This is a genomic window from Pseudomonas sp. Os17 (genome assembly GCF_001547895.1).
GTDB lineage: Bacteria > Pseudomonadota > Gammaproteobacteria > Pseudomonadales > Pseudomonadaceae > Aquipseudomonas.
This window is the reverse complement of record NZ_AP014627.1, coordinates 4224991-4243465: the sequence shown is the minus strand read 5'-3', so window position 1 is coordinate 4243465 and position 18475 is coordinate 4224991. Positions and strand designations below refer to the sequence as shown.

At 65.1% G+C, this 18475-nt stretch carries 12 protein-coding genes; 2 read left to right on the top strand and 10 right to left on the bottom strand.

Translation table 11 applies throughout. From position 1 onward, the window contains the following. Window positions 1-17: 17 nt before the first annotated feature. The 5 genes from POS17_RS18635 to POS17_RS18615 form a co-directional block, all read right to left on the bottom strand. On the bottom strand, window positions 18-947 hold the full coding sequence (locus POS17_RS18635; RefSeq protein ID WP_060839941.1) for a GNAT family N-acetyltransferase: 930 nt from the start codon (window positions 945-947) through the stop codon (window positions 18-20). 41 nt (window positions 948-988) lie between these two features. Beyond that, entirely contained in the window at window positions 989-1501 is a 513-nt protein-coding gene (locus POS17_RS18630; RefSeq protein ID WP_060839940.1) for a MarR family winged helix-turn-helix transcriptional regulator, read from the bottom strand. A 258-nt stretch (window positions 1502-1759) separates the two neighbouring features. Beyond that, window positions 1760-3163 (bottom strand): amino acid permease, encoded by a 1404-nt coding sequence (locus tag POS17_RS18625; RefSeq protein WP_060839939.1) that lies wholly within the window; start codon window positions 3161-3163, stop codon window positions 1760-1762. Window positions 3164-3320: 157 nt separating this feature from the next. Beyond that, window positions 3321-4382 carry an ornithine cyclodeaminase gene (locus POS17_RS18620; RefSeq protein WP_060839938.1) on the bottom strand — a complete coding sequence of 354 codons (1062 nt, stop codon included), beginning with the start codon at window positions 4380-4382 and terminating at the stop codon, window positions 3321-3323. Between the two features lie 55 nt (window positions 4383-4437). Further along, a complete protein-coding gene (locus tag POS17_RS18615) occupies window positions 4438-5466 on the bottom strand; it encodes a histone deacetylase family protein (protein ID WP_173655909.1) in 1029 nt (342 codons plus the stop codon). 124 nt (window positions 5467-5590) lie between these two features. Between POS17_RS18615 and POS17_RS18610 the strand changes: the two genes are divergently transcribed. Next, a complete protein-coding gene (locus tag POS17_RS18610; protein ID WP_060839936.1) occupies window positions 5591-6088 on the top strand; it encodes an Lrp/AsnC family transcriptional regulator in 498 nt (165 codons plus the stop codon). Window positions 6089-6217: 129 nt separating this feature from the next. On the opposite strand, the gene POS17_RS18605 is transcribed toward POS17_RS18610, so the two are convergent. From POS17_RS18605 to POS17_RS18590, 4 genes are read right to left on the bottom strand one after another with little or no spacing between them, the layout of a single operon-like run. Next, window positions 6218-6871, bottom strand: a complete 654-nt coding sequence (locus tag POS17_RS18605) for a response regulator (RefSeq protein ID WP_060839935.1) — start codon at window positions 6869-6871, stop codon at window positions 6218-6220. Between the two features lie 59 nt (window positions 6872-6930). Further along, window positions 6931-10119: a hybrid sensor histidine kinase/response regulator gene (locus POS17_RS18600; RefSeq protein WP_231978968.1), complete on the bottom strand. Its 3189-nt coding sequence runs from the start codon at window positions 10117-10119 to the stop codon at window positions 6931-6933. Continuing rightward, window positions 10071-11351 (bottom strand): EAL domain-containing response regulator, encoded by a 1281-nt coding sequence (locus tag POS17_RS18595; RefSeq protein ID WP_082729908.1) that lies wholly within the window; start codon window positions 11349-11351, stop codon window positions 10071-10073. The genes POS17_RS18600 and POS17_RS18595 overlap by 49 nt, the downstream gene beginning before the upstream one ends. Then, window positions 11348-14185 carry an ATP-binding protein gene (locus POS17_RS18590; RefSeq protein ID WP_060839934.1) on the bottom strand — a complete coding sequence of 946 codons (2838 nt, stop codon included), beginning with the start codon at window positions 14183-14185 and terminating at the stop codon, window positions 11348-11350. Before POS17_RS18590 ends, POS17_RS18595 begins: the two co-directional genes overlap by 4 nt. Window positions 14186-14382: 197 nt before the next feature. On the opposite strand from POS17_RS18590, the gene POS17_RS18585 reads away from it, so the two are divergent. Next, window positions 14383-17451, top strand: a complete 3069-nt coding sequence (locus POS17_RS18585; RefSeq protein WP_060841973.1) for an autotransporter outer membrane beta-barrel domain-containing protein — start codon at window positions 14383-14385, stop codon at window positions 17449-17451. Here the strand turns inward: POS17_RS18585 and POS17_RS18580 are convergent. Beyond that, complete coding sequence (locus POS17_RS18580) at window positions 17433-18395, bottom strand: SDR family oxidoreductase (protein WP_060839933.1); 963 nt, start codon at window positions 18393-18395, stop codon at window positions 17433-17435. The two genes, POS17_RS18585 and POS17_RS18580, sit on opposite strands and share 19 nt — an antisense overlap. Window positions 18396-18475: the final 80 nt, after the last annotated feature.

Sequence of the window (18475 nt, the reverse complement as noted above, 5' to 3'; positions counted from 1 at the left end):
GCAGGGGAAGGGCGTGTTTACGCCAGGGCCAGCGCCCGTTTGATGCGGTTGCTCAGGTGCCTGCCATGGACCCCGCAGCGGGCCATGTGGATCAGCACGTCCTGTTGCTGCCAGCGATGCACGCCAGCATCGGCCGGCAGGCGAATCGCATCGAAGTCGCGCTGGCAGAAAAATTCGAAGAAGTTGGTGCTCTTTCCCGCGACCGCCAATTTGACCCCGGAGGACTGATAAACGCTCTTGAAGCTGTCCTGGGCGTCTGCCAGCCCCAGTGACAAGGGCTGGGAAAGGGCGTCGTTGAGCTTGGTGTAGCGCTCCACACGGCCAATCGGCGAAAAGAACAGCACCTTGCGATAGAAGGAGCTGACCCTGGGATGCACGGCAATCAGCAGCTTTTCAATCCCGCGGTAGTGCATTGCCCATCGGAACATCGCGTTGTAGAGCATCAGCGGCACACCCTTGCCACGGTAATGCGCGGATACCGCGAGGGTCCCGACTTCGGCCAGGCGCTGGCCCGACAGACGCTGCAGCAGGACTTCGTTGCCGTGAACTTCTTCCATCGGCAATCCCAGCATCGAGTCTTCGATCAATGACACCGTGCCGATGACCTGCTGTTCCTTGATCGCGACGAAGGTCGTGGTGCCAGGTAGCAGGTGAAAGGCAGAAAAACGCATGCCGGCACGGCAGACGGTGGAGATTCCCCGGCGTGCATAACTCTCATTGACCAGTCGCAGGGCTTCTTCCAGCTCGAAGAGGCTTTGTATCGGGCGGAACTCGAAGCCCTCGATGGCCAGGGGCGCGCGGGCGATGCGCGTGAGAAACAGGTGGCGGTAGAGCGGGGGAGGAATGTAACGCTCCAATGAGGCCAGGCTATGCCTGAGCGTATCGACGCTACTGTGAAGACGCGGCTTCCTGCCGAAATTGGTCATTACCTTTTGACTCTGCAACATCAGTCACCTCCATGTGTTGCTACTACCATTGACGCCCGGCGCTAATCCCCGTCAGGAGGTTGCAGTGCCAGGGCGGGGCTTGCAGAAATGCAATAGATCGCTTCAGTCAGCGCCTGGCGTTGTTCCGCGCTCAGGCCTTCGATAATGCTGCAGATCCAATCGGTGTGATCGGCGAACACTTCGTCCACCACCTGCTTGCCTTCCGCGGTCAGGTTGATGATCAGCTTGCGTCGATCCGTCGGGTCTGGCTTGCGCTTGATGAAACCATCGCCTTGCAGGCCATCGAGCAGTCCGGTCACGGTGCCAGTGGTGATGGACAAGCGCGTCGCGAGTTCCAGTGGCGAGAGTTTCCCGCCCGCACTCTTGAGGGTCAGCATGATCACGAAGCGCCCCTCTGAAAGGCTGTAGCGGGCAAGCCGTACAGCACAGACGCGGTTGATGGTCGCTGCGGCCGAAAGCAGTTCGAAGCACAGTCTGACGCTCTCGCGAGCGTCGGGAGAAATGTTCTCCAGTGCCTGCAGCATGATGTGATGTTTGTTCTCTAAAATATTCATAAGGCGCAGTTTATCTTGGCGCCTTACTAAGTCAACGGTTAATTCTTTTGGTTTCTTTTGTTGGTTTTAACGTGTTGTTTTATATGGATTTAATTTGATATTTGCGGCGTGGGAGGGGGAGGTTTGGAGGGGCAATTGGTGACTTGTTTGTGTCATTCATTTGGCGCCATCAATGCGCCTTTGCAGCAGGGCGCGGCGCTTGATCTTGATGGCGAACAGGTAGCACCGTTCCTTGGTGCTAGCGGGGGCCGGTTGAGGTCATGAGCGCGCGGGGATCAACCTGCGCTTGCCGCGCCAACCCAGTTGATAGGCGATGCCCAGCCAGATAAACCACGCCGGCATCACGCACAGTGCCAGGCGGGTGTCCGGGCGCAGGGCCAGCAGGCCGAGGACGAACAGCAGGAAGGCCAGGGCGAACCAGGCCATGGGCACGCCGCCGGGCATCTTGTAGCGCGAGCGGGCGTGCAGTTCGGGGTGCTTGCGACGGTAGGCGATGTAGGACGCCAGGATGGTCGACCAGGTGAAGATCACCAGGATCGCCGACACCGTGGAAACGATGGTGAAGGCGGTCATCACCTCGGGGACGATGTACAGCAGCAGGACCCCCAGCAGCATCAGCAGGCAGGTGAAGGCCAGGCTGGTCACCGGCACGCTGTGCCGCGACAGGTGCTTGAACAGTCGCGGCGCGTTGCCCTGGTCGGACAGGCCGAAGAGCATGCGGCTGGCGGAGAACACGCCGCTGTTGGCCGAGGAGGCTGCCGAGGTCAGGACCACGAAGTTGACGATGCCCGCCGCCGCGGGAAAGCCGGCGATCAGGAACAGTTCGACGAAGGGGCTCTTGTTCGGCGACACCTGCTGCCAGGAGGTCACGGCGATGATGCAGGCCAGGGCCAGCACGTAGAACAGGATGATGCGCAGGGGGATGGCGTTGATCGCCCTGGGCAGGGTGCGCTCCGGGTCGCGGGTTTCCGCGGCGGCGGTGCCGATCAGTTCGGTGCCGGCGAAGGAGAAGATCGCCATCTGGAAACCGGCGAAGAAGCCCATCAGGCCGTTGGGCAGGGCCGCTTGCCGGTCCAGCAGGTGGCTCAGCGAAGCGCTCACGCCGGACGGCGAGACAAAGGCCGTGGCGATCAGTACCAGGCTCACGCTGATCAGGGTGACCACGGCGATGATCTTGATGATGGCGAACCAGAACTCCACCTCGCCGAACAGCTTCACCGTGAGCACGTTGAGGGCGAACAGGGTCAGCAGCATGACGATGGCGGGGATCCAGGCCGCGACGCCGGGGAACCAGTACTGGAAGAAGCCGCCCACCACCACCGCGTCGCCCACCACCGCCACACTCCAGCTCAGCCAATAGGACCAGCCGAGAAAAAAGGCCGCCCGCGGCCCCAGGTAGGCGCCGGCAAAATCGGCGAAGCTCTTGAACTTCAGGTTCGACAGCAGCAGCTCGCCCATGGCGCGCATCACCAGGAACACGAACAGGCCGATGATCATGTAGATCAGGATGATCGAGGTGCCGGACATGGCGATGATCTTGCCCGAGCCCATGAACAGCCCGGTGCCGATGGCACCACCCATGGCCATGAGCTGGATATGACGGTTGTGCAGGGTGCGCTGCAGCGCCGGACGCTCGGCGGCGCCCAAGGTATCTGGAGTCATCTCAAAACCTCTTGATTTTATAGTTGTCGAGTTTTGGCAGTGAAAGGTGTTGGGGGACTGCGCGCTGTGGTTGTAGGTCGGGGTGGCGCAGCCGGTTCGGAGCGGGCCGCTGAACCGGGGCACACGGCGCTGGCCCGGTTCAGCGATCCCGGTGCTTTCAGCCGCTGGCCAACCGGCGCGGGGCGCCGGCAGCGGCTGTGGGGCACTGCTCGATCAGTTGGAACAGGTCCTTGATGTTGGTCGGGGTGGGCACCAGCTGGATCTGCTCGCCGATGCCATGCTCGCGTGCCAGGTCATGCAGGTAGCGCAGGGAGGCGAAGTCTTCCAGGGCAAAGCCCACCGAATCGAACACCGTGACCTGTTCGGCCTGCTCGCGGCCCGGCTCCAGGCCCTGGGCGATGCGGAAGTATTCGGTCACCGCAAAGTCCGCCGGCAGTTGCTGGATGTCGCCCTCGATACGGGTCTGCGGCTCGAACTCGACGATCACCCGGGCATGCCGCAGGATCTCGGCGTGCAGTTCGGTCTTGCCCGGGCAATCGCCGCCCACGGCGTTGAGGTGCATGCCGGGTTCGATCAGCTCCGGAGTGAGGATGGTGGCGTAGGCCTTGTCCGCGGTCACCGTGGTGACGATATCGGCACCCTTGACCGCCTCGGCCACGGAACCGGCGATGTGCACCTTGAGGCCCGGCCAGGCTTGCAGGTTGTGCTGCAGCTTGCGCGAGGCGGCCGGGTCGATGTCGAAGATCCGCAGCTCGTCGATGCCGAGCATGTCGTGGAAGGCGATGGCCTGGAACTCGCTCTGGGCACCGTTGCCGATCAGCGCCATGACTCGGCTGTCCGCGCGGGCCAGGGACTGCGCCACCAGGGCCGAGGTGGCGGCGGTGCGCACTGCGGTGGTCAGGGTCAGTTCACTGAGCAGCACCGGGTAGCCGCTGTCGACGTCGGCCAGCACGCCGAAGGCCATCACGGTCAGCAACTGCCTCGCCGGGTTGCCGGGGTGGCCGTTGACGTACTTGAAGGCGTACTGCCGGCCATCGTCGGCGGGCATCAGTTCGATCACCCCGGTGGCTGAATGGTTGGCGGTGCGCGGGGACTTTTCAAAGGCCTGCCAGCGTCGATAGTCGGCCTGGATGTAGCCGGCCATCTCCCGGATCGCCCGGGCGATGCCCAGGCGCGCATACAGGGCCGCGGCGTGATCCACATCGATGAACAAGGTCATGGTGTTTTCCCTTTCGGTCAGTAGGTTGAGGGCTGTCTGGAGAAGCCCGGATGCACTAGCGGTTGGCGTGGCCGTGCAGCACGTTGACGGCGTTGATGCCGATCTCGTCGACCATGTAGCCGCCCTCCATGACGAACAGCGTCGGCGTGCCCACGCTGGCGATGACCTGGCCCATGTCCAGGAAGTCCTCGCTCTCCAGGAGGAAGTGGCTGATGGGGTCGTCCTTGAAGGTGTCCACCCCCAGCGACACCACCAGCAGCTCCGGGCTGAAGGTGCGCAGCCGGGCACAGGCTTGCACCAGGGCTTCGCGGTAGCGCTGCCAGGTGGTGCCCCGGGGCAGGGGAATGTTCAGGTTGCAGCCTTCGCCGGCACCGCTGCCGCGCTCCGAGGCGAACCCGGAAAAGTAGGGATAGGACACCGCCGGATCACCGTGCAGCGAGACGAACAGCACGTCGCCGCGGTCGTAGAAAATGTTCTGCGTGCCATTGCCGTGGTGAAAGTCCACGTCCAGCACCGCCACCCGCCCGGCGCCCCGGGTGATGGCCTGCTGCGCGGCAATCGCGGCGTTGTTCAGGTAGCAGTAGCCGCCCATGTATTCCCGCGCGGCGTGGTGGCCTGGCGGGCGGCACAGGGCGAAGGCGCTGTCCTGGCCTTCGTCGATCAGCGCCAGGCCGGTGAGGGCGATATCGGCACTGGTGCGTGCCGCGTCCCAGGTGCTGGCGGTGATCGGCGAGCCGGCGTCCATGGCGAAGAAACCCAGCTTGCCGTCGATGAACTCTGGCACCTGCTGGTTGGCCAGGTCGCGCACCGGCCAGACCAGGGGCAGGGCATCGTGACGGCGGCCGGTGGCGGTCCACTGGTGCCAGGCGTTTTCCAGAAAGGCCACGTAGCGTTCGCTGTGGGCGGCGACGTAGCAGGCGCGGTCGAAGGCGCGAGGCCCGATGATCTCGCCAAGCCCCACGTGCCTGACCCGGTCACGCACCGTATCGGCCCGGCTGGGCTGCTCGAACGAGGGCTTGAGCACCCCGTCCTTCAATTCGGTGCCGTGGTGCAGGCGGTGGGATTCGCTGAAGACGGTAAGCATGCTGAAGGCATCCATTGTTGTTGTCCGGTGCAAATAGTTTGTTCCGGCATGGCGGCGATTTCTTTGCTTTGTCTTCGGATGAAGCTAGAATTTTGGGTAATATTTTCCCCGTGAGTGGCCGATAGTGAAAAAAACGCCCAAACGCGTCGCCCTCGACGACACCGACCTGGCGATCCTCGCCCTCTTGCAGCAGGACGCGAGCATCTCCAATGCCGAGCTCAGCGAGCGCCTGTCCCTGAGCCTTACCCCCTGCTGGCGCCGGCGCAAGCGCATGGAAGAGGAGGGGGTGATCAAGGACTATCAGGCCAACCTCGACCGGCGCCTGCTGGGGCTGGACATCCTGGCGTTCGTCCATGTGCGTTTCGCCACCCACTCAGACCAGACCCCGGACGATTTCGAGAAGGTGATCATGCGTCTGCCCGAGGTCCAGGCCTGCCACAAGATCACTGGCGATGCCGACTACCTGCTGCAAGTGCTGGCCCAGGACCTGGACAGCTACAGCGACTTTGTCGAGCACGTGCTCAGGCGCCAGCCGGGCATCGCCTCGATCCAGTCGAGCCTGGCGCTGCGCGAGGTCAAGGCCACCAGCCGCCTGGCGATTTCCCAGCCGCTGCCCAGGTAGGGCAGTGATTTCCCAGGTGATTACCCCTGTGGGGCCATGAAGCTCCATCTGTACAGCCATGTGCGCGCCGAGTGCGACGTTGCTCCGGTGCAGCGACGCCACTGGCTGTCGTTGTCCAAGCCCTAGCGCCTACTGGAACTCGCCGGACTCCAGGCAGAAGGCGACCAGCGCCTGGTCGCTGTCGAGGTTGAGCTTGCGGATCGCCGAGATCTTCTGCGCGCTGACGGTCTTCACGCTGCGCTTGAGGTTGGCGGCAATCTGCATCATCGACTCACCGCGTACGAAGTGCCGCAGCACCTCGTATTCCTTGGGCGTGAGGCTGCTCAGGCCGTCGGCCATGGAGCGCACCGGGCTGCTGTGGAATTCGTTCGGCACCAGGCTCGGCGGGTGGTGGATGCGTCCCAGCCGGACGTTTTCCAGGGCACTGAGCAGTTCGCTCATGTCGTGGCGCTTGAGCAGCACCGAGCGCACGCCGATGTCATACAGCGCGGCCACGATCATCGGGTTGGACATCATGGTCAGCACTAGCACCTGGACCCTGGGAAAGTGGCGGATCAGGTAGGTCACCAGGCGAATGCCGTCGCCGAACTTCTCGTCGCCCTCCATGAAGTAATCGGTGATCACCACATCGATCCGCGGGTCGTCCGCCAGTTGCTGGACCAGCGCGCTCGGGGTGGTGACGGCGGCCACGACTTCATATGTACCGGTCTTGTGCAACAGGTCGCTGACGGCAGCGAGCACCAGGGGATGATCGTCAGCCAGGGCAACTCGGATTTTTTTCATGGTGGACACGATCCATTTTCGTCAAAGGAGATGCGCAGGGATACGGGGGCTGCGAGAGGTCAGTCGGGCTGGCTGATGTCCTGCAAGGCGTGCAACAGTGTCAGGCTATTCGTGCGCGTGGTGGCCGTCAAACCGGCTTCGCGCAGGCTCTGGCCCAAGGCTTCCAACTGTTGGATCAGGGGCTCGTAGCCGGCGACCGCCAGCGACCCGCGAATCCGGTGCAGCAGGTGGAAGATGCGTTCGTAGTCGTGTTGATCAAGGGCCCGGCGCAGGTGTTCGAGGTCGAGCTTCATGGTGTGGGTGAAAATCTGTCGCAGGTTGGGCGGCAGGCTGCCGCTATCCGGGGGCGTCGGTGCGTCGGGTAGCGGGTCCTGATCGTCCTCGGGGGCCACCTGGGTGAGCCGCGCCAGGCTGGCCCGCAGGGTCTGCAGGGGCACCGGCTTGACCAGCCAAGTGTCCATGCCGGCGGCCTGGCAACGGGCTTCTTCATCGCACATGGCGTTGGCGGTGATGCCGATGATCGGCCGGTCATCCCCCGAGGCCCGCAGGATGCAGGTCAGCTCATAGCCGTTCATGCGTGGCATGTTGACGTCGGTCAGCAGCAGGTCGTAGTCGCCCACCCGCCACAGGTCGAGGGCTTCGGCGCCGTCGGCGGCCAGGGTGTTGCGACAGCCCAGTTGCTGCAGCTGATGGCTCAGGGTCGCCTGGTTGATCGGGTTGTCCTCGGCCACCAGCACGTTCAAGCCCAGGGCCGGCAAGCCGCTCAGGTCACTCGGCGACGGCTCGCTGGGCTCCGGTGCGCGCCTCAGGCGGCGTTCGATCAAACGGCCGATGGCCATGAAATCACAGGCCTCGGCCAGGCTCGTGCCCGGGGCCTGGTGCTGCCCGCCGAGGTCAATCCGCAGCAGGCCTGTGGCCGGCGACGGCGCTTGCGGGCCGTTGTCCAGCAGGCGCAGGAGGATGCCCTCGCCGTGGGGCGTGGCGGCCGCGGCGTCCAGGGGGCTGGCCTGGGCGCCCCATTTTTGCAGCCACAGGCACAGGTTGTCGGTCAGCTCGTGGTGCGGACTGTGGACATGGATCTGCGTGCCGCCGAGGTCCGGCACAGGCGCGTCGGGCACCTCGTCCGCCACCGGCAGTTCCAGGCTCATGGTGAAGCTGCTGCCCAGGCCCAGCTCGCTGGTGAGGTGGATCTGGCTGCCCATCAGTGCCGCCAGTCGGGCGCAGATCGACAGGCCCAGCCCGGCGCCGTGCACCGTGTGGGAGTGGGCGTCGATCTGATAGAAGGGGATGAACAGCTGCTGCTGTTCCTCCTGGCCGATGCCGATCCCGGTGTCCACTACCTGCAGTGACAAGCGCACCCGGCCCTGGCTGCCGGGCTCGCTGCGGGCCCGTACGATCACATGCCCGGAATGGGTGAACTTGACCGCATTGCTGATCAGGTTGGTGAGGATCTGGCTGATCCGCCCGGGGTCGCCCAGCAACGGCGGCAGCGCCGGGTCGACCGAGGCAAACAGCAGCAGGCCCTTGTTGCGGGCCGCGTCGACAAACGCCGCGGTACAGCGCTGCACCAGCGCCCTGGGGTCGAACGGCTGATCGCCGAGGGACAGTTGGCCGGATTCGATGCGGGTGATGTCGAGGATGTCACTGATGATCTGCAGCAACAGGCCCGAGGACACCTGGATGCGTTCGAGCAACTGGCGTTGCTCGCGGTCCAGGTCGGTGAGCCCCATCAGTTCCAGCGAACCGAGCACGCCGTACAGCGGCGTGCGGATTTCATGGCTCATGGTCGCCAGAAACACCGACTTGGCGCCGTTGGCCTTGTCGGCCGCCTGTTTTGCCTGGGTCAGTTGCTGTTCCATCTGGGCCCGCACGCTGAGGTCGGCGAAGGCGCAGACCAGCACGTCCTGGTTGCGGTAACGGGTCGGTGCGTAGGCGATGTAGAACGAGCGGCCATCGTGGCTCTGATAGTTCTCGATCTCCCCCGGTTCCCTGGCCTGGCTGATCTGCTCCAGCAGCCCCGGTTCCAAGCCGCTGTCCTGCAGGCTCTGGCCGACCTGGGTGTCGAACCACTTCAGCGCCAGGGTGTTGGCGAAGACAATCAGGCTGCGCTCGCGGCGCAACACGCACAGCGCCACCGGGGTGGTTTCCAGCAAGGTCCGGTTGAACTGGTCGCTTTCCACCAGCTCGCTGTGGGCCCGCTGCGCCGGCACGATGACCCGGCGCTGATACCAGCGTGCGTAGGCGCGGCCGGCCACGGGGCTGAGCACCAGCAGCAGGAGGATCCCCGCCAGGGGCCAGGAATGGCCGAGGAACAGGGTCCGGTAGCTCAGCAGGTAGTAGCCGGTCCAGGTGGCACTGTCGTCACTGACGCGAAAGACCAGGCCGTCGCTGCGCAGGTTGACCGCCCGGTCCATGTCCGCCGGTTGCGGGCGTTCCCCCAGCAGCAGGCCATCGTGCGGGCTTTCCAGCCAGAAGGCGTCATAGAAGGTCGGTTGCCTTGGCCGGGAAAAGACATCGATGCGCTGGCGGTAGCTCAGGGTGGCGGCGTAGGTGCCGGTGTCGGTGGCGCCGTTGCTGAAGCGCGGGTTGCGCAGTGCTTTGAAGGCCAGCAGGTGGCCGGCAAACCCCGGCAGGCGGATCCAGCGAACCTCATCGTTGCCGCCGCCGCGGGCGCTGTTGCGGATGGCCTGGATGCTGGCCATGACCTGGGCGGCGGACAGAGACGGCTGGTGCGCGCCGACGGTCGGCACGGTAAAACTGCTGCCGGTACCGGCATCCACCACCAGCAAGGCCGAGGCCGGGTAGCTGGAGCGGACCCAGAAGCTGGAGTAGAGGTCCGCCAGGTAGCGGCCGAAGCTTGCGGCCCGGGCGCTATCCAGGGGGCAATGGAGCATGTCCTCGCAGACCAGGGTGAAGGGGGTTTCCACAGGCGACGGGCTGCCCTGGAACAGGGTCGCGCCGAGCGCCTGCTGCTCGTCCATCAGGCGAAAGATGCGCGCCGTGCTCTGCGGGTCGTCGTCGCCGAACGGCTCGTTCTTCAGGCGTTCGAGCAGGGCTTTCTGCTCGCCCATGTAGCGGGTCAGCAGTTTGAAGTCCACGGCGATCCGTTCCTGCTCCTGGCGAATGATCCGTTGGCCACCCCAGAACAGGGCGCCCCCCATGATCAGCAGCAAGGGCAGGATGACGAACAGAACCAGATTCAGTCGTCGGAAGTTTTGTGCAATGCGTCGTAGCGGGATGTCTGGCATGGATGTGGAGAGACGGGCCGGGTGGGTGAAGAAAGAAGGGGTGTGACACTGCATCCCAGCAATTGTGTAAAAGCGTCCAGCTCCAATGCCGCCGAAATAAGATAGCCCTGGGCGCTATCGCAGCCAATCAAGCGCAAGAACTCCAGGTCGCGGGCCGATTCTACGCCTTCGGCCACCACTTCCAGGCCTAACTGCCGGCCCAGTTGCACCGCCGCTACCAGGGCCGCGGCACGGGCGTCATCGGCGGCGGCGCCATGGACGAAGTGGCGATCGATTTTCATCTCGGTGAATGGTGTGGAAATCAGCGCGTACATCGAACTGTAGCCCATGCCGAAGTCATCCTGAGCCAGGCCGAAACCTTTCAGGCGCAGGCGGCTGGCGCCCATGTGGTACTGGCCTGGGGACAGCGGCCGTTCGGTCTCCAGCAGCTCGAAGCACAGGTCGCTGGTGGACAGCCCGGCGGCAACGGTCAGGCGCTGCAACTGGTCCGGCAGGCCGGGGTCGTCCAGCAGCCCGGTGGGCAGGTTGACCGAGACCTTGAGGCGATAGCCCAGGCGCTGCCAGTGCTGCTGCGCCTGGATCGCGTCGTCGAGCATCAGCAGCAACAGTTGATGGTCCAGTTGGCAGCGGCTGATCGAGGCCAGGAACGAGTTTGGCATCAGCAGGCCGAAAGACGGGCTGTCCCAGCGCACCAGGGCCTCGGCGCCGACGATCCGGCCACTGCTCAGCGAGCGCCGGGGCTGGAACCTGGCCTTGAGTTCGCGACGCTCGATGGCCCGCTCCAGCACCTGGCGGTCGAACACCGCCGCATGCTCGGGCCGGGGCACGACCCCGTGGCCTTGGTGGTTGCCGATGATGGCGCTGATCTGCTCGACGTGGGTCGCTTCCAGTGGCTTGGGGAAGGTCCCGAGCACCGCCAGGCCTTTCTCCTTGGCCATCAGGCTGACGCTGTTCATCAGCCGTCGCGAGCAGGAGGAAACGATCGCCAGGATCGGCACTTGCTCGACGCCGGTCAGGGCGTGGATGAACTGCACCCCATCCATTTCCGGCATGTGCAGGTCCACCAGCACCAGGTCATAGACCTGGCGGTGCAGCATGGCCAGGGCCTGGCGCGCGTCCAGGGCGCTGTCCACCGGGCCGAACCCTGCCTGCTGCAGCAGTTGCCGGGCCTGCATGCAGTGTATCGGGTGGTCGTCCAGCACCAGGACGCGCAGGGTTTTGGGCAAGCTCACATGACTTTCCTCTTGATGGATTGCAGTACCTCGCTCAAGGCGTCCAGGGGGACCGGCTTGAGGAGCAGTTGGCGGATCCCGGCCGCTTCGCAGCGGCTGCGCAGCACCGGTGACAGTTCACCGGTGATGCCGATGATGGGGCCGCAGAACCCGCGCTCGCGCAGGGTGCGGGCAAACGCCAGGCCGTCCATGTGCTCCATCTGCAGGTCGGTCAGCACCCCGTCGAAGGACAGCAGGTCATCGCGTTTCAGGGCGTCGATGGCACTGGCACAGGCCACCATGTGGTTGCCCAGGTAGCGGCCCTGCTGAAAGATCACCTGCAGCGACAACGGGCTGTCGTCCACCGCCAGCAGCTTGAGGTCCAGGCTCGGAGCCAGGGCCTCGGGGGAGGCGAAGCGGCGCTCGGCGACGATGCCGGACTGGGCCTGGGCCACGGCATTGCGCAGGCTGTCGAGGCTGAAGGTGCGGGCGATCCAGCTGTCGCTGGCCTGGCGCTGCGGCGGGCCCATGCCGGGCGCGTGCATGATCACTCGCGGGCCACTCCAGGCCACCGGCCGCGATGGGCCGAGAAAGGCCTCGACCAGCACCGCCTTGCGGGACGGCGGGTCGCGCTCGGCGACATAGGGGGTCGCCAGCGCGCCCCAGCGGCGTAACCAGTGGCAGAGGTTGAGGTTCACTTCCTGGACATCACCGCGCACATACACCGGGGTTACCCCCAGGCGCAGCAGGTCCGGCGCCGGTGCCGCGTTGCAGGGCTCCAGGGCCAGGCTGAAACTGAAACTGGAGCCCAGCCCCGGCTCGCTGATGGCGGTCAACTGACCCTGCATCATGCACGCCAGCCGTTGGCAGATGGCCAGGCCGAGCCCGGTGCCTGAGGTCTTCTGGCCCAGCCAGTTGGGGACGCGGTAATAGGGCTCGAACAGGTTGGCCTGGAACTCCGGAGCGATTCCCGGGCCGCTGTCCACCACCTGGAAACGCAGGCGCGGAGCCTGGCCCGCCGGTGCTTCGGCATGCAGGCGCAGCACCACATGGCCGGATTCGGTGAACTTGATGGCGTTGCTCACCAGGTTGTTGAGGATCTGGCGAATGCGCTCGCCGTCGCCGAGCACCTGCTCGGCAACATTCGGGTCCAGGGTCACGTACAGGCGCAGGCCTTTGCTGCGGGCCCGGGCCGAGTAACTGAAGGCCACTTCCTCCACCAGCCGGATCGCAGAGAACGGTGCGTGGTTCAGGCTCAGCCGGCCGGACTCGATCAGCGACAGGTCGAGGGTATCGTTAATGGTCCGCATCAACGCCGAGGAGGCTTGTTGGGTGGCTTCCAGGTAGTCGCCCTGCTGGGTGCTGAGGGCGGTGGTACGGAGCATTTCCAGGGAGCCGAGGATGCCGTACATAGGGGTGCGGATCTCGTGGCTCAAGGTACTGAGGAACAGGGTTTTCTCGCGGTTGGCCTGGTCCGACAGCAGCTTGGCCTGCAGCAGCGACTGCTCGGCCACCTTGAAGTCGGTGACGTCGCTGATGCAGCACAGCACCGCCGCCACGCCGTTGTAGCCGGTGGGTGCGCAGGTCAGTTGGATGAACGTGCCATCCTCCAAGGCATGGTCGATGGCGTGCACGCGGCTATGCGGCTCGCCGAGAATCCGCTCGCACAAGCCGGGGACCGAGGTCAGCCAGCGCCGTCCGGACTCGTTGCAGAGGATCAGCCGGCCATTGTCGCGGCGCATCAGGCACAGGCCCACCGGCGCGACCTCGATGAAGCGCCGGTTGAGCGAGACGCTGTCCGCCAGGGCGCTGTAGTGGCGCATCGCCGGTTCCACCAGGCGCAGGCGGATATAGCGAGCGCCGAGAAAGATCGCCGCGAACAGCAGTAAGGTCACCAGCAGGGTGCTGTACAGCGGGCCGGAACTGTCTTGCAGCAGTTGGCTGACCGGCGCGTAGTACACCAGGCGCCAGCCGGCGTTGCCCACGGATTTGTTGAGCACGATGTAGTCGGGCAGCCCGCCCAGGCGGTGCAGGCCGAAGGAGTCTTCGTCGGCTTGCAGGCGCGCCAGGCTGCCGGGCACTTGCCAGTTGGCGCTGTGCAGCACCAGCGCGCCTTCGGCGTCATAGAGCAGGTATTTGCCCTGGTGCAGGCCCAGCGGGTCGAGCGCCAGGTCGATCTCGGTGAGTTCCAGGCCGAGCCAGCCCTCGCTGGCGTGATGCTCGTCCACCGGGCGCAGCAGGTACACCTGCTTGTTGCCGTCGGCACCGGCCCAGTACCACAAGGTGCGCGCCCCCGGGTGCAGGGTCAGCAGGTTCTGCGCGGCGCGCTGGTCAAGCTGCTTGAGCCAGGGGGCGGCGCTGGCGTTGTCGGATGGCGGGGTGGGTTGGCTGCCCGGCGGCTCGTAGAGGGTGCTGACCAGACCCTGTTCCGGGGCCAGGTAGAGCAGTTGGCTGTGGGTGTTGTCGACCTCGACCAGATCGCGGGCGGTGAGCACCAGCGCCCAGCGCGGTGACTCGGCACGGCCGAATGGCAATACCCGCAGTTGCTCGTTAGTTGCCAGAAAGTTGCGGGTGGAAGAACTAAGGCGATCATCGCTAGTGCGTACCGCCGAGGAAGAAATGGCCTTCAACAGGCTTTCCCGTTGATTGAAGAATTGTTGGGCGTTAAATGCCGCGGCGTTCATCTGCCGGCGATAGTTGGAAAGTGTTTCATTAAGTGACCATTGAATCACGAAGCCGGCGATGATCAGGATGCAGAACAGCAGGCTGTACATGAACAGCCGCAGCAGGACCACCGGAATATAGGACCCGGAAAAGTGGCTGGTAAGGGCTGGAAAATGGGCTGGTGTATGCATTGCTCTATGGTAAGGAGAACTTTCCATACCCATCTTCAGAATATTCTTAATGCCGGGGGGTTTAAGAAGATTCTCATTTGTTAGTTTGCCTATTGGCTCGACCATTTCTGCCTCTTGTGCTCTAACACAAAGGCTTGGAAGTTATGGTTGTGCTTAAGAAAACCATCAGTCTCGCGGTCAGCTCCGCGTTGTCGTTGATGACATTTGTTGCTCCATTCGCCACCGCTGCCGACTATGAAAACATCGATGTTTCTTCCGCCGAAGGTGAATCGCGGGTGCTGGATGACGCGCGCGTCGACCACGCCGGCAGCGGCCCGGCGGTGCGCGTCACCGGTTCGCAAAATCAGTTGCAGGGCAGCGGCTACGATATCCGCGCCACCGCGGGTGGCCCGAGCAACTCGGTGGTGGGCGTGCAGGTGGAGGCGGGTGGCAAGGCCCAGTTGTCCGATGTGACCATCACCACCGGCGGCTCCGATTTCGCCACTGGCGCCACGTCTGCTGGCGCCGGCAGCCGCTTGGTCCTGAACAACGTGAACATCACCACCCAGGGAAACCAGAGCCGCGGCGTGGTGGCCTCTGCCGGTGGTCAGGCGGAGCTGTCCGGGGGCTCCATCAGCACCTCGGGCAACCAGGCCTCGGCGTTGTCGGCCACTGGCAAGGGCTCGGCGATCAAGGCATCAAACCTGACCTTGAGCAGCACCGCGAGCGGATTTTCCTCGATCGTGCAGGCCCAGGACGGCGCGAGCATCGAACTGGAGCAGGTTGACATCAACTACCAGGGCTCTTCGTCGGCGCTGTCCGCCGATGGCGTGGGGTCGTCCATCAACGCCAATGGCGTCAACATCAGTGCCAGCAACGGGCGCGGCGTGGGCGTCAACAGTGCTTCGCTGACCTTCAGCAACGGCACCATCAACGCCAAGGGCGACGGCATCACCTTGAGCGGCCTGTACCAGAAGCCGGGCGGCACAGCGGTGGTCAGCAACAGCCGGATCACCTCGCAGAACGGCTACGGCATCAACGTCAACGCCGACCAGTCCGCCGCCGACCTGGACAACGTGCACATCACCACTCTGGGTGCCTATGGCTCGGCGATCTGGATGCCGGGCAGCAATACCCGGGTCGACGTCAAGAACAGCATTCTGCAAACCAGCGGCACCCAGGCCGTGGCCATCGACAACCGTGGCGGCGTGTTCAGCATGGACGGCGGCTCCATCATCACCCAGGGCAACAGCTCCCATGCGCTGTACGCCTCGCCGGACACCCCTGCCAGCCCCGGCGCGGTGTTCAACGTCAGCCGCGTGCTGATCGAAACCAGCGGGCGTGGCGCCGTAGGGGCATTGGCCCGGATGTCGGGGGCGAACATCAGCCTGAGCAACAGCCGCATCGTCACCCACGGTGATCTGGGCTATGGCCTGTTCGCCTCGGGCCGCGGCGCCAGCGTGCAACTGCTCGACAGCGACGTGCAGACCTCGGGCGCGCAGGCCCACGGCCTGGCCATCAGCAACAACGCGACCACCCGGCTGCAGGGCTCGACCCTGGTGACCGGCGGAACCGACGCCCACGGCATCGTCAGCTACGCCACGGGCGCCGGGGTGGTGAACAACGTCGAGGTCACCTCCAGCCATATCCAGACCCAGAACGGCGCCGGCATCCTGGTCAACGGCGGCGGCCTGACCACGCGCTTCACCGACAGCAGCCTGAGCGCCCGCAGCGGCGGCGAGCCGGGCATCGCCTTGTGGATCACCGACCGTGCCGATGGGGTGCTGGCCGGCGCCGTGCAACTGCAGGCTGTCCGGTCGCAGCTGGTGGGTGACGTGCAGGTGGACGGCGGCAGCCTGCAACTGTCCCTGGCCGACCATTCCAGCCTGGACGGGGCGATCAGGGGCGGCAGCCGGGACACTCAGTTGAGCCTGGATGACAGCAGCGCCTGGACCCTGCGTGGCGACTCGCAGCTCACGCGCCTGAGCAACAACGGCGTGGTGGAGTTTGCCGACCCCGGGCTGGCGGGCGCCTTCAAACAGTTGCACATCAGTGGCGATCTGAGTGGCGATGGCCGCTACATCATGAACACCGACCTGGGGCGCCAGCAGGGCGACCAGTTGCAGGTCGGCGGCCAGGTCACCGGCCACAACGACATCCTGGTGCGCAACTCCGGCGGTGAGCCGGGGGCTGAAGGGCAGAGCCTGACCCTGGTGCAAAGCGCGGGCGGCCCGGGTTCGTTCAGCCTGGCCAACCGTGGCGGCGTGGTAGATGCCGGGACCTATCGCTACGGCTTGCAGGCCGATAGCCAGGGCAACTGGAACCTGGTCAACGTCGGCCGGACCCAGCCGGCGCCAGGGCCGGACAACCTGTCCACCGGCGCCAGCGCGGCGCTCAACAGCAGCGCCATCGCCACCTTGCGGGCGACCTGGGACGCCGAGCGCGCGACCCTGGTACAGCGTCTGGGCGACCTGCGCGAAGGCGCGGATCGCCAAGGCCTGTGGATCCGTGGCTTCGGCCAGCAGCAGTCGCTGGACAACAGCGTCGGTCGCGATTTTTCCCAGCAGGTGCAAGGCACCCAGTTGGGCCTGGATACCCGGCTCGACACCGCCGGCGGCACCCTTGTGCTGGGCGCGCTGGCCGGCTACAGCCAGACCGACCGCGACTTCAAGCGCGAAGGCAGCGGTAAGCTCGACAGTTACCACCTGGGCGGCTACGCCACTTACCTGGATGATTCGGGCTGGTACACCGACACCCTGCTGACCCTGAACCGCTGGTCCACCCGCCTGGATGTGTGGGGCACCGACGGCGCCAAGGTTTCCGGGCATTCACGCAGCAAGGGCGCGGGCCTGTCGGTGGAAGCCGGCAAGCAGATCGACCTGGGCAATCGCTGGTTCGTCGAACCCCAGGCGCAGGTGTCCATGCTCTATGCGCGCTCCGACAACTACCGCCTGGACAACGGCCTGCAGGTGCAGCCCGGCGAGGGCCTGTCGACCCAGATCCGCAGCGGTGCCCGGGCCGGGCGCCACCTGCAACTGGACAATGGCACGCGTTTGCAGCCTTACCTCAAGGCCGGCTGGGTCGAGGACCTGTCGGCGCAGAACAAGGTCCGCACCAACGGCATCGCCAGCCGCCCCGATGGCAGCGGTGGCGGCTGGTACGCTGGCGCCGGCATCAGCGCCGAGCTGAGCCGCCGCCACCAGCTGTATGCCGAGCTGGAGACCAGTGAAGGCACGAACATCGACCGGCCGTGGGCGGCCAACCTGGGTTATCGCTTGTCCTTCTGAGGTGCATTCATCGCCGCGGCCAGGGTCTGGCGCACGCCGTCGGCATAGCGGGTCTTGGCGATCGGCCCGAGCAAGCGTTGCAGGGCCGAGTCGTCGAGGATCAGCGGCGAGCTGAGCAGGTAGTGCATCTCCACCATCTCCCGCAGCAAGGGGTCGAACAGTCCCAGCAGGCGCAGCAGGGTCTTGCCGATCACCCGTTGCTTGAAGGGCACGGCGCCGTGTTGGCGGATCAGCTCCAGCAGTTGGCGCTGGCTGGTGACCCCGGCGCCGCCCAGGTGCCAGGTCTTGCCGAAGGCGTCGGGCTGCTCGATCAAGCGGCAGACCACCGGGCCGACGTCGGGCACGAAGACGAATTCGTGAGGGCGATCAAGGGGGCCCACCAGGTTCGCCGTACCGCCCCGGACGGCAGCCTGGAACGCGCCGTGCAACAGGCTTTTATCGACCCCCGGGCCGTAGAAGTCCGGCAGGCGCAGCACCGTGGCCTGGATTTTTCCCTCGGCATGGGCCTGCCACAGCACCTGTTCCTGGGCCAGGCGCATGCGCCCCTTGTAGCTGTTGGGCCGGCGCGGGTGATCTTCGGTCACGGGATTGCTCTGGGCCGGACCGTAGGGATAGACGGTGCCGATCAGCAGGATCTTGCGCACCCCGGCGGCGATTGCCCCGTCCAGGGTCTTGCGCATCAGTTGCGGGTGCAGTTCGAACTGCCAGTAGTTGACCCCCACCAGATAGATCAGGGTGTCGATACCGGCGGCTGCGGCTTCGATGCTGGCGCTCTGCTCGGGGTTCCAGGTTACGCATTCGGCCAGCGGGTCGGCGCCGAACGCCTGTTGCAGGCTGGCCGCATCGCGGCCCACCACCCGATAGGCCTGTCCCTGGCTGCGCAGGCTGCTGGCGATACTTTGACCGATGGCGCCGACGGCACCCAACAGGGCAATTTTTGGCATGGCGAGGTTCCTTTTGGTTGACGAGTGCTTGCAGGGTGCAAAATCCTCGACTAAATGAAAATTGCCTGTTCCTTGATGGT

Coding starts and splice junctions, on each gene's coding strand:
- POS17_RS18635 (WP_060839941.1), bottom strand. CDS start 947: ATGTTGCAGAGTCAAAAGGTAATGACCAATTTCGGCAGGAAGCCGCGT.
- POS17_RS18630 (WP_060839940.1), bottom strand. CDS start 1,501: ATGAATATTTTAGAGAACAAACATCACATCATGCTGCAGGCACTGGAG.
- POS17_RS18625 (WP_060839939.1), bottom strand. CDS start 3,163: ATGACTCCAGATACCTTGGGCGCCGCCGAGCGTCCGGCGCTGCAGCGC.
- POS17_RS18620 (WP_060839938.1), bottom strand. CDS start 4,382: ATGACCTTGTTCATCGATGTGGATCACGCCGCGGCCCTGTATGCGCGC.
- POS17_RS18615 (WP_173655909.1), bottom strand. CDS start 5,466: ATGCTTACCGTCTTCAGCGAATCCCACCGCCTGCACCACGGCACCGAA.
- POS17_RS18605 (WP_060839935.1), bottom strand. CDS start 6,871: ATGAAAAAAATCCGAGTTGCCCTGGCTGACGATCATCCCCTGGTGCTC.
- POS17_RS18600 (WP_231978968.1), bottom strand. CDS start 10,119: ATGCCAGACATCCCGCTACGACGCATTGCACAAAACTTCCGACGACTG.
- POS17_RS18590 (WP_060839934.1), bottom strand. CDS start 14,185: ATGCATACACCAGCCCATTTTCCAGCCCTTACCAGCCACTTTTCCGGG.
- POS17_RS18585 (WP_060841973.1), top strand. CDS start 14,383: ATGACATTTGTTGCTCCATTCGCCACCGCTGCCGACTATGAAAACATC.
- POS17_RS18580 (WP_060839933.1), bottom strand. CDS start 18,395: ATGCCAAAAATTGCCCTGTTGGGTGCCGTCGGCGCCATCGGTCAAAGT.